General features: G+C 61.1%; 12 protein-coding genes. 3 read left to right on the forward strand and 9 right to left on the reverse strand.

The genetic code is table 11. From position 1 onward, the window contains the following. Window positions 1-2 precede the first annotated feature (2 nt). The 8 genes from V7S54_RS02180 to V7S54_RS02215 form a co-directional block, all read right to left on the reverse strand. Window positions 3-1,133 (reverse strand): AI-2E family transporter, encoded by a 1,131-nt coding sequence (locus tag V7S54_RS02180; RefSeq protein WP_419178147.1) that lies wholly within the window; start codon window positions 1,131-1,133, stop codon window positions 3-5. 134 nt (window positions 1,134-1,267) lie between these two features. Beyond that, window positions 1,268-1,438: a hypothetical protein gene (locus tag V7S54_RS02185; RefSeq protein ID WP_093231984.1), complete on the reverse strand. Its 171-nt coding sequence runs from the start codon at window positions 1,436-1,438 to the stop codon at window positions 1,268-1,270. A gap of 176 nt (window positions 1,439-1,614) precedes the next feature. Then, window positions 1,615-1,959 (reverse strand): RidA family protein, encoded by a 345-nt coding sequence (locus V7S54_RS02190; RefSeq protein ID WP_057250950.1) that lies wholly within the window; start codon window positions 1,957-1,959, stop codon window positions 1,615-1,617. 179 nt (window positions 1,960-2,138) lie between these two features. Beyond that, a complete protein-coding gene (locus tag V7S54_RS02195) occupies window positions 2,139-2,969 on the reverse strand; it encodes an ABC transporter ATP-binding protein (RefSeq protein WP_065372754.1) in 831 nt (276 codons plus the stop codon). After that, window positions 2,966-3,808: an ABC transporter ATP-binding protein gene (locus V7S54_RS02200; protein WP_083203468.1), complete on the reverse strand. Its 843-nt coding sequence runs from the start codon at window positions 3,806-3,808 to the stop codon at window positions 2,966-2,968. Before V7S54_RS02200 ends, V7S54_RS02195 begins: the two co-directional genes overlap by 4 nt. Before the next feature lie 2 nt (window positions 3,809-3,810). Beyond that, the gene (locus tag V7S54_RS02205) at window positions 3,811-4,719 is read right to left on the reverse strand and encodes an ABC transporter permease subunit (protein WP_065372755.1); all 909 of its coding nucleotides are present in this window, start codon (window positions 4,717-4,719) and stop codon (window positions 3,811-3,813) included. A gap of 10 nt (window positions 4,720-4,729) precedes the next feature. Further along, window positions 4,730-5,734 (reverse strand): ABC transporter permease subunit, encoded by a 1,005-nt coding sequence (locus V7S54_RS02210; RefSeq protein WP_065372756.1) that lies wholly within the window; start codon window positions 5,732-5,734, stop codon window positions 4,730-4,732. A gap of 203 nt (window positions 5,735-5,937) precedes the next feature. Continuing rightward, window positions 5,938-7,533 (reverse strand): ABC transporter substrate-binding protein, encoded by a 1,596-nt coding sequence (locus V7S54_RS02215; RefSeq protein ID WP_065372757.1) that lies wholly within the window; start codon window positions 7,531-7,533, stop codon window positions 5,938-5,940. Window positions 7,534-8,181: 648 nt separating this feature from the next. Here V7S54_RS02215 and V7S54_RS02220 point away from each other — a divergent pair. Both V7S54_RS02220 and V7S54_RS02225 read left to right on the forward strand, forming a co-directional pair. Continuing rightward, window positions 8,182-8,895, forward strand: coding sequence for a helix-turn-helix transcriptional regulator (locus V7S54_RS02220; protein ID WP_065372758.1), 714 nt, complete (start codon window positions 8,182-8,184; stop codon window positions 8,893-8,895). A gap of 73 nt (window positions 8,896-8,968) precedes the next feature. Next, window positions 8,969-9,358: a response regulator gene (locus V7S54_RS02225; RefSeq protein WP_065372759.1), complete on the forward strand. Its 390-nt coding sequence runs from the start codon at window positions 8,969-8,971 to the stop codon at window positions 9,356-9,358. A 91-nt stretch (window positions 9,359-9,449) separates the two neighbouring features. Here the strand turns inward: V7S54_RS02225 and rirA are convergent, their stop codons facing one another. Then, window positions 9,450-9,914, reverse strand: coding sequence for an iron-responsive transcriptional regulator RirA (rirA, locus tag V7S54_RS02230; RefSeq protein ID WP_065372840.1), 465 nt, complete (start codon window positions 9,912-9,914; stop codon window positions 9,450-9,452). A gap of 215 nt (window positions 9,915-10,129) precedes the next feature. Here rirA and V7S54_RS02235 point away from each other — a divergent pair, with 215 nt between their 5' ends. After that, window positions 10,130-11,149, forward strand: coding sequence for a Fe(3+) ABC transporter substrate-binding protein (locus V7S54_RS02235; protein WP_065372760.1), 1,020 nt, complete (start codon window positions 10,130-10,132; stop codon window positions 11,147-11,149). Window positions 11,150-11,241: the final 92 nt, after the last annotated feature.

Consider the following 11,241-nt stretch of genomic DNA (forward strand, 5'->3'; position numbering starts at 1 on the left):
CTTCAGCCAGGCAGTTGCCGTTCCGGCGGCTGCTCACGGATTTCTTCGACGATTGCAAGGACGATGAGAGAAAGCGGCAGCGCCAGCATGGCGCCGACCGCGCCCCACATCCAGGTCCAGAAAACGATCGCAATGAACACCAGGAACGGATTCACCTCGAGTTCACTGCCGAGGATGGCCGGAATGGCGAGATTTTCCATGGCGAGGTGAACGACGAAGAAAGCCACGGCCGGCGCCAGCGCCAGCCACAGCACCTCGTGCGTCATCAGCCCGCCGACGACGAGGCTCAGCGTCATCACCGTCACGCCGAGATAGGGAATGAAGCTCGAGACAAAAGCAAACAGGCCCCAGAGCGGCGGCATGGCGAGGCCACCGACGAGTGCGATGACCATCGTCACAGTTCCGAGCGCCAGATAGATCAGGCTGGCGATGGAGAAGTACCGCGCCAGCGCATCTTCAATGGCATTCATGATGCGAATGGCGCTGAGGCGCTGCTCGCGGCCGGCAAAGGCGAGAATGATGGCTTTGCGCAGTTCCAGCCGGCCAAGCAGAAACAAACCGAGCGCTGCGAGAAAGATCAAAGTCTGTACGAGGGCCGGCGTCAGCCCCCCGACGGTGGCAGCGAGCATCGGGCCGGCGTTCTTCATAACGGTATCGGCAATTGCATCGTTCCCTACGCTCCGCGCGACCGCCAGCCGCAACCATTCAAACCGGTCGACAAAGGGCATGATGCGCGCCACGACGCCTTCGGCAAGCTTCGGCGCTTCGGAGGCGAGCGTCGTCAGCGGGCCGAGCAATGCGTTGACGAGGAAGGATAGACCGATCACGAAAATCATCGCCAGCAGCAGGCCGCCGAAGATCGGCGGCAAACCATAGCGCGCCAGCGCGTCGGCCGTGCGCCCGAGGACGATGCCGACAACGATCGCGAACGTGATGGGCAGCAGGATCGTCTCCATGGTGTAGATGGCAGCGGATCCGGCAATGACGAAGAGGCCGACGATGCTCCAGGCAACCATCAGATCGATACCGTCACGCCGCGGCGCGGTCGACGGCGCCGCCGTCGCAACCGCCGCCTCCTCGTCGACAATGCGTCTCGCGCGCTTCCGCTCGTGGGAGGTGCCAACTCGCCGCAAGGTTTCCAAGATCACGCCTCGCTGTCCTTCAGGCACGGACGCGCGACTGGCGTCCGGTCTTGCGGGCAGGACATCGAACTGCCCCGCCGCACGCTTCGCCTCAGATTGCGGCACGCCGCCTGGATCGCGCTCGATCAATGACGTTCCGGTGGAAAGATATGCAGGGTCAGCGAGAGCAGACCGAGGCCGAGAATGATGACGAGCAAGGTGTTGGCGACACCCGCGGCGGTGTCAGGAATGAGACCGAAAGCGATCAGGACGCCCGCAAAAAGAAGGACACAGACCCGTGGCAGCCAATAGAGCATAGACAGTCCTCCCAAAGTTGGCCCGGTTTTTTGGCCAGATTCTTGGTTCGGACTTTAAACGTTCGGGCTCGCCGATTGGTTCCCTGCACGACCCAAGCGGCGCCACGAAAAACGCCGCCGGACAGGAGGTCCGACGGCGCTGAAAGCGTGATGCGGAAAAGCCCGTACCGCAGGGCTTAGGCAGCAGCGACGACGATGACCTCGACGAGGTATTCCGGGGTCGCAAGCTTGGCTTCGCCGGTAGCGCGCGCGGGGGTATGGCCCTGCGGAGCCCAGGCATCCCAGACGGAGTTCATCTTCGGGAAGTCCGCCATATCGGCGAGCCAGATGGTGGCCGAGAGGATGCGGGTCTTGTCGGTGCCGGCGAGCGCCAGAAGACGGTCGACTTCGGCAAGCGCCTGCTTCGTCTGCGTCACGACATCGTCACCGGCGTTGCCGACCTGGCCGGCGAGGTAAACGGTGTTGTTGTAGACCACGGCCTGGCTCATACGGGGGCCGGTTTCGAAACGCTTGATTTCCATGATCGTGTTCCTGAGGTTGGGCCGAACGGTCGTCCGGCCGAAAAGCGGCTGCCCGCCGCCCAGAGGCGAGAAGTGAAGGCGGCGCGACACCTCTACACCATCATGTCTTGAAGTCAAAGAAGCCGGGCAGTGGCTGCCCGGCTTCTCTTGTTTCCTCGGCGAAAATCAGCGGTGGTGGATCAGGCCGCCTGCTTCTTCTTCGCCAATCGTGCCTTGATGCTCTCCACGTCCGCACGCGGCGTCGCGGCAAACAGCGTCTTGGTATAGCTGTGCTTCGGGTCGGCGAAGACCTCATCACGGCTGCCATATTCGACGGCTTCGCCGAAATACATCACCATGACGTCGTCGGCGATGTAACGCACGACCGAGAGGTCATGGCTGATGAAGACGTAGGTGAGCTTGAGCTCGTCCTGCAGATCGGCGAGCAGGTTCAAGACCTGTGCCTGAACCGAAAGGTCGAGCGCCGATACCGGCTCGTCGAGCACCAGCAGCTTCGGGTTCAGCATCAGCGCGCGCGCAATGGCGATACGCTGGCGCTGACCACCGGAGAACATGTGCGGGTAGCGGTTGAAGTGCAGTTCGGTGAGACCAACCTTCTTCAGCATCGTCATCGCCCGGTCGCGACGTTCGTCGGCGGGCGTGTCGGTGTTGATGAGCAGCGGCTCCATCAGGATGTCGCCGATCTTCTGACGCGGGTTGAGCGAGCCGTAAGGGTTCTGGAAGACGATCTGCACCTTGCGGCGCATCTCCGGCGTCATATCGCCCTTGGCGATGTCGATCTTCTTGCCTTCGATCAGGAGTTCGCCCGAGGTCGCCGGGTCGATCAAGGTGAGGATGCGGCCGAGCGTGGACTTGCCGCAGCCGCTCTCGCCGACGATCGCCAGGGTCTTGCCCTGTTCGACGCTGAAGCTCACGCCCTTCAAGGCATGAACGGTCTTTGCCTTCTTTATAAGGCCGCCGGGGATATGGTAGTCGCGCACCAGGTTGCGCGCTTCGAGGATCACGCTCATTGGGCCGCTCCTTCATCGACGAAGAGTTCGGAGATCGTCGGCAGACGATCGCCGGTGGCATTGTCAGGCAGCGCCGCCAGAAGTGCGCGCGTATAGTTGCTCTTCGGATTTTCGAAGAGCGTCAGCACGTCAGCCTCTTCCATCTTGCGGCCCTTGTACTGCACGACCACCCGGTCGGCGGTCTCCGCGACCACGCCCATGTTGTGCGTGATCATGATCAGGCCCATCTTGTGCTCGGCCTGCAGCCTCATCAGCAGGTCGAGGATCTGCTTCTGGATCGTCACATCGAGCGCGGTGGTCGGCTCGTCGGCGATCAGAAGCTTCGGGTTGCAGGCGATCGCGATCGCGATCATCACACGCTGGCACTGGCCGCCCGACATCTGATGCGGGAAGTGACCGAGCCGCTCGGCCGGATCGGGAATGCCGACCGCCTCGAACAGTTCGATCGCGCGCTTGCGGCGGCCGGCCTTGTCGAGACCCATGTGGATGCGCAGCACTTCCTCGATCTGGAAGCCCACGGTGAAGCATGGGTTGAGGCTGGCGATCGGCTCCTGGAAGATCATGGCAATGTCTTTGCCGACGATCTTGCGTCGTTCGTTCGCCGACATGCCCAAGAGGTCGCGGCCGTTGAAGGTCAGCTTGTCGGCGGTGACCTTCGCCGTCCAGGGCAGAAGTCCCATGGCCGCCAGCATCGACACGGACTTGCCCGAGCCGCTCTCGCCGACGATCGCCAGAACCTCGCGTTCGTGGACCTTCATGGAGACGCCGTTGACGGCGCGGAAGGGACCGGCGGCCGTCTGGAATTCGACGACCAGGTTTTCGATTTCGAGAAGCGCCATGATCAGGACCTCTTCAGCTTGGGATCGAGAGCATCGCGCAGGCCGTCACCCATCAGGTTGATCGCCAGCACCGTGATCAGGATCGCGATACCCGGAAGCGTGACCACCCACCAGTGGCTGCTGATGAACTCGCGAGCTTCGGCGAGCATCGTGCCCCATTCCGGTGTCGGCGGCTGGGCGCCCATGCCGAGGAAGCCGAGGGCCGCAGCGTCGAGAATGGCGCTCGAGAAGGAGAGCGTCGCCTGGACGATCAGCGGCGCCATGCAGTTGGGCAGGATCGTCTTGAACATCAGGCGGCCATGACCAGCGCCCGCGACCTTGGCGGCAACCACATAGTCACGGGTCTTTTCGCTCATGACGGCGGCACGCGTCAGGCGCACGAAGTGCGGCTGGAAGACGAGCGCAATCGCGATCATGGCGTTGACGAGGCCCGGGCCAAGAACCGCCACCAGCACGAGGGCGAGCAGCAGCGACGGGAACGCCAGGATGATGTCCATCACGCGCATGATGACGGTATCGACCCAGCCACGGAAGTAGCCGGCAATGACGCCGAGCGCGATGCCGCCGACGAGCGACAGCGTCGTGACGATGACGCCGACGAAGAGCGAGAAACGCGTGCCGTAGATCAGACGGGACAGCATGTCGCGGCCGACGGCATCGGTGCCGAGCAGGAAGCCTGCACGGCCGCCCTCCTGCCAGATCGGCGGAACCAGCACCGCATCGCGGTACTGCGCCACCGGATCATGCGGTGCGATCCACGGTGCGAAGAGCGCGAGCAGAACGAGGATCAGAAAGAAAACCAGGCCGATGACGGCGCCACGGTTCTCGGAAAAATAGTACCAGAACTCGGCCAGACGCGCCCGGCGGGACGGATCGGTCGAAACGGTGCTTGTTGCAGCAGCTTGAGACATGACGCCCTCCTTAGTGCCGGATGCGTGGATTGATGAGACCGTACATCAGGTCGACGATGAGGTTGACCAGCATGATCACCGCCGCGATGACCAGGAGACCGCCCTGGATGACGGCGTAGTCACGACGCGACACCGAATCTACCATCCACTTGCCGATGCCCGGCCAGGAGAAGATCGTTTCGGTCAGGATCGCGCCGGCGAGCATGACGCCCACCTGCAGGCCGATGGTGGTGACCACCGGGATCATCGCATTGCGCAGCGCATGCACACCGACCACACGGAAGGTCGAAAGCCCCTTGGCGCGCGCCGTGCGCACGTAGTCTTCGGAGAGAACTTCGAGCATCGCCGAGCGGGTCTGGCGCGCGATGACCGCGAGCGGGATGGTACCGAGCACGATCGTCGGCAGGATCAGGTGGCTGACCGCCGACTTGAAGGCGCCGGCCTGACCCGACAGCAGCGAGTCGATCAGCATGAAGCCGGTGACCGGCGGGAAGAAGAACATCAGCGAGATGCGGCCGGAGACCGGCGTCCACTGCAGCATGCCGGAGACCAGCATGATCAGCAGCAGGCCCCACCAGAAGATCGGCATGGAGAAGCCTACAAGGGCGGTCCCCATCATCGCCTGGTCGACCGCCGAGCCGCGCTTGATCGCAGCAATCACGCCGGCGGGTATGCCGAGGATGACCGCAAACAGGATCGCGCAGAGCGAAAGCTCGACGGTTGCCGGGAACAGTTCGAAGAACTGGTCGATCACCGGCTTCTTGGTCACGATCGACGTGCCGAAATCACCGTGGAGCACGCCCCAGAGATAGTCGAGGTATTGCACCACGATCGGCCGGTCGAAACCGAGCGCATGTGAAATTTCCGCATGTCGCTCCGGCGACATGACGCGCTCGCCCGAAAGCAGCGCAACCGGATCGCCCGGAAGCATGCGAATGAAGGAGAAGGCGATGATGGAGACCCCGACAAATGTCGGTATCAGGACAGCCAATCGCCCCAGGAGAAATCGGAACATGTTAAACCCCGCGCCATGTTGCCGCGGCATTGTATCCCGCCGCTGGCACCACTGCATGCTTTCCCACTTAACGGCGAAGCATGCAGCAAGTCGAAATGCCACAGCGACCTTGTGTGCTCCAGATGGAGCTCGGGTCGCTATAGTGGATGCAAAGAGGGGCGCTTGCCCTTGGCAAACGCCCCCTTAAGGATCAGTTAACTAAATTACTCGGTGATGTCCACGCCGTCGAAGGCAAAATCGCCGAGCGGGCTCTGAACGAAGCCTTCAACGTTCTTGCGCATCGGCACGACCGAGAGCGAGTGGTCGATCGTGGCCCAAGGTGCTTCGCGCTTGAAGACGGCCTGAGCTTCTTCGTAGAGCTTGGTGCGCTCTGCCAGATCGGAGGTCTCCTTCGCCTTCTTCACGAGGGCGTCGAATTCCTGGTTGCACCACTGCGCGCGGTTGTTGCCGCCGACAGCGTTGCAGCCGAGCAGCGTGTCGAGGAAGTTGTCCGGGTCGCCGTTGTCGCCGGTCCAGCCGAGGATGACGGCACCGTCACGATCCTTGGCCTTGGACTTGTCGAGGTATTCGGCCCATTCGTAGGACACGATCTCGACCTTGACGCCGATCTTGGCGAAGTCCGACTGCATCAGTTCAGCCGCACGACGAGCGTTCAGCATGTACGGACGCGATACCGGCATTGCCCAGAGCTTCATCGACAGGTCCTTGACGCCTGCGTCCTCAAGCATCTTCTTGGCGACTTCCGGCTCGTAGGTATCGTCTTCGAGCTTGTCGTTATAGGACCACATCGTCGGCGGGATCGGGTTGACGGCCGGCTGGGCTGCGCCCTGGAAGACGGCGTCAACGATTGCCTGCTTGTTGATCGCCTTGTTCAGCGCCTTGCGCACTTCCGGCTTGTCGAACGGAGCCTGGGTCGTGTTGTAGGCGAGGTAGGAGACGTTGAGGCCGGCCTGTTCCATGACCTTCAGGTTCGGGTCAGCCTTCATCTTTGCAACGTCGGCAGCGTTCGGGAACGGCATCAGGTGGCATTCGCCGGCCTGAAGCTTCTGGTAGCGGACCGAAGCGTCTGAAGTGATCGCGAAGACGAGGTCGTCGATCTTCTGCTTGCCACCCCAGTAGTCCGGGTTCGCCTTGTAGCGGATGACGGCGTCCTGCTGGTAGGCGACGAACGCGAACGGACCGGTGCCGAGCGGCATCTGGTTCATCTGCTCCATCTTGCCGTCAGCCTGCAGCTTGTCGGCATATTCCTTCGACAGGATCGAAGCGAACGGCATCGCGATGTTGGCGAGGAACGGAGCTTCCTTGCGCGTCAGGGTGAACTTGACCGTCAGGTCGTCAACCTTCTCGACCGACTTGATAACTTCCGGGAAGCCCATGCCGGCGGCATATTCCCACGAGGTGCCGGCGATGTATTTGTTCCAGGGGTTATCAGCCTTCAGCTGGCGCTCATAAGAGAACACCACGTCATCTGCGGTGAGCTCGCGGGTCGGCGTGAAGAACTCGGTCGTCTGGAACTTGACGCCCGGACGCAGCTTGAAGGTGTACTCCAGGCCATCATCGGAGATCGTCCAGCTCTCGGCGAGACCCGGCTCAACTTCGGTCGTGCCCTTCTTGAACTCGAGCAGGCGGTTGTAAACCGTGTGCGCAGCCGCGTCGAACGTCGTGCCGGCGGTGTACAGGCCCGGGTCAAAACCCTCAGGCGAACCTTCCGAGCAATAGACGAACGTCTTCGACCAGGCAGAGCCGGCCATCAGCGTGGCAAGCGCCGTCGCTGCAAAGAGAGTAGTGAGCTTTTTCATGAGCTTTGCTTCCCAGATTTGTTTTTGTTCTCGTGTTTTCCTGACGCGGAATGCCGTTGCCCCCCGGTCAAGGCCGGATGGAACGACATTTGGCGTCGCATTGCAATAAGTCGCCGCATAAATTTGTCTATGCGAAAAATTCGTCCTCAGGTAGAGCCGGGACATCTGTCCACTGTTTTAGAATCGACTGACGAATCAGTGCAGCGCAACACCTTCGAACCAAGGCTTCCCGGCTGCTTCCGCAGGGTTTGCAACGCGCCTTGTTCGTCCCTCCACCGGGGCTAGTCTCGCCCCGGATGCCCGCCTCTATTCTAGCGCGAACAGCCGGCCGGCGGAATACACGATCATTCACCACATGCGGGCGCAATTCAGTACCGACAGGTTTCCGTCAATCCCAAGATAGTATGGTAGAAATCACCAACAGGATTGTGCAATACAACGTATACAAACTCGGGGGAGACAATCGACGTGCCTAGACGTCCTTGGGAGGGACCGGCAGCCGCCTTTTACAGTTTGCCGTCTTTCGGCAGGTTTGCCGAGGGACGGGCATGATGCTTGCTGCCAGCAATGCCGGCACCGATCTTTGCCGGTTGATTGCTCCGGCGCGCCGGATAGACTGCCGCGCGACGACAAGGGGATAGCCATTCCGTGGCGGCTTTGCTGGAAAATCACAGGCGATACGATCTTCGCGACGAACTTGAGAAAGCGCTGAACCGCGTAGACTTCTTTCGCATCTTCCACACGATGGCGCTCAGGTTCGGCTTCAGCCATTTCGGCATTCTTCAGCTCGGCAACGAGAACGACGCGTGCATGCTGTCAACCCGCCTGGTGCTGCATGATCTTCCGTCCGGGCTTGCCGAGGAATACGACAAGCGCCACCGCTTCGGCGACTCCATCTTCTACAAGACGCTGCACCGGTCGGCGATTTCCTCCGTCTGGCGGACGGACGACCCGGGCTGCGACACCAGCCAGAATTTGCTCGTGCAGCTCGGTTTCGAGCTGCTGCTCAGCGTACCCGTGCATGCGGCTGCCACCGGCGCGCGCTACGCCGTTCTCTTTCTCGGCGATGGCGATGACATCGGCCGCGCCGAGCATGTCGAAGTCGCCTATGACGCGGTCTCAGCCTTCGACTACTTCTATCGCATCGCGCTGGCCAACAAGACCGGCATGGGCCTGACGCCGCGGGAGACCGAAATCCTCAAGTGGATCTCGCACGGGAAGACGGCAAGCGAGATCGCTCTCATCGTTTCCGTGTCGGAGCACACCGTGAATTCCCACACCGCAACGATCCTGAAGAAGCTTGATGTCGTCAACCGCACCCAGATGGTGGCGAAGGCGATCCGAGAACAGATCATCCAGTGACAGCCGATGCGTGGTGTCCCATTGCACCACGCCCAACGAACAGGACGCCTGCAAATCAGCAAGGGTATCGGTCATGACGCAAAAAGCTCACATCCTGCTCGTTGACGACGATCCGACTGAAAATCTGATCCTGCGCGCCTTGATCCGCAAGGTGAGCAATATCGAGATCGAGCTGCATTACTGCCAGACGATGGAAGGCGCGTTGGAATTCCTGCGCTCGGGCAAGCCGGTGTCGATGATCCTTCTGGACAACCGACTTCACCCGCAGCTCGATTTCCGCGAGACCGTGCCGGCGCTTCGCCACCAAGGTTACATCGGGCCGATCGGGGTGATTTCTGCGTCGCTCGCCGATCCCTATTTTCAGAAACTGGAGGAGTATGGTGCGGACTTCCGCATCGACAAGGCGGAAATCGACCCTACCGCGATCGATTTCATATTGCGGGAATATCTGCCGCAGGGGTGAAACCCAGCGAAGCTCCGCTACAGCGACCTCTGCGCGTCTTAGTCCTTAAATCGAGGTCGATTTAAGGAGACATGCAGTAGGTCTTGGATCGTCAGGCAGCCGTGGTCTGCGGACGCTTCGTCTCTTCGAGGCCGAGCAGGAAGTTGATCTGGGGACGGGCCTTGACGAGGTCGTCGATCGTATAGCCCTGAAGCACCTCGAAGAAGGCGTTGAGCGCCTTGCGCAGTGCCGAATTGAGGCCGCAGCTGTCGACGAGCGGACAATCGATCTCACCCGCCTCGAAACATTCCGCCATCGCGAAGCTGTCTTCCGTGACCTTGACGACATCGAACAGGGTGATGGCGGATGCGGGCTTCGGCAGGCGCACGCCGCCATTGCGGCCGCGGACGGTCTCGACAAGGCCGGCCCTGGTCAGCGGCTGCAGGATCTTGAAGAGAAACAACTCGGAAACGCCATAGGCCCTGGCGATTTCGGGAATGCGGCTGAGCTTGTCTCCGTTGGCGGCGCAGTACATCAACATGCGAACCGCGTAGTTCGTTTGTTTCGTCAGACGCATCATTCACTCCGGCATTCGAGAGGTTCACGAGTTCTTCATATAGGACGGATCGTAGTTTGGAACAATTCCAAAAAGCTCGAAAAGTCACTTCTTGTTGAGTGTTAACCGTTTCCCGATTGACTGTTCTGGGCGCTGAGGTCAAGAAAGATGAGCATTTTTGTTAACTTAGCTCAAACAAGAAAATGGAGGAAGCGATGTCCGTTTCAAGAGCAGCGATGGGCGTTTTGTCCCTGACGGCAACCCTGCTTACGACGAGCGCCGCCTGGGCCGACGGTGAGGTCAATATCTACTCCTACCGGCAGCCCGATCTGATCAAGCCGCTGCTCGACGCCTTCACCAAGGAAACCGGCATCACCACCAACGTGCTCTTCCTCGACAAGGGTCTGGTCGAGCGCATCCAGGCCGAAGGCGCCAATTCGCCTGCCGATGTGATCCTGACGGTCGACATCAGCCGCCTGACCGAAGCCAAGGACGCAGGCGTCACCCAGCCGGTCGTCAACGAGACGATCAACAAGGACATCCCGGCACATTTCCGCGATCCTGACGGCAACTGGTTCGGCCTCACCACGCGCGGCCGCGTCGTCTACGCCTCCAAGGACCGCGTCGCCCAGGACGACATCACCTATGAAGAACTTGCCGATCCGAAGTGGAAGGGCAAGATCTGCACCCGCGACGGCCAGCACTCCTACAACATCGGCCTGTTCGCCTCGATGATCGCCCACCATGGCGAAGCCGAAGCCGAGAAGTGGCTGACGGGCCTCAAGAACAATCTCGCCAAGAAGCCCGACGGCGGCGACCGCGACCAGGCCAAGGCGATCCTCGCCGGCGAATGCGACCTCGCACTCGGCAACACCTACTATGTCGGTCTGATGCTGACCAACGAGAAGGAGCCGGAACAGAAGGATTGGGCTGCCGCCATCAAGGTGCTCTTCCCGAACGCCAAGGACCGCGGCACGCACGTCAACATCTCGGGCATGGCGCTCGCCAAGAATTCCCCGAACAAGGACAACGCGCTGAAGCTGATGGAATTCCTGTCGGAAGGCGAAGCCCAGACGATCTACGCCGAGCAGGTGTTCGAGTATCCGGTTCTTCCGGGCGCCGAGCCATCTGACGTCGTGAAGTCCTTCGGCACGATCAAGCCGGACGAACTGCCGCTCGCCGACATCGCAGCGAACCGCAAGAAGGCTTCGGAACTGGTCGACAAGGTCGGCTACAACGACGGCCCGCAGGACTGATCAAAACCATCGCATGAATTGGAAGCAGCGGGCCGTGTGCCCGCTGTTTTCGTTTTGATGACAGCATCGCGCCTTATGTGGCGACGCGGCTC

Source organism: Ensifer sp. CCNWLY38 (assembly GCF_037120565.1).
Lineage (GTDB): Bacteria > Pseudomonadota > Alphaproteobacteria > Rhizobiales > Rhizobiaceae > Ensifer > Ensifer adhaerens_H.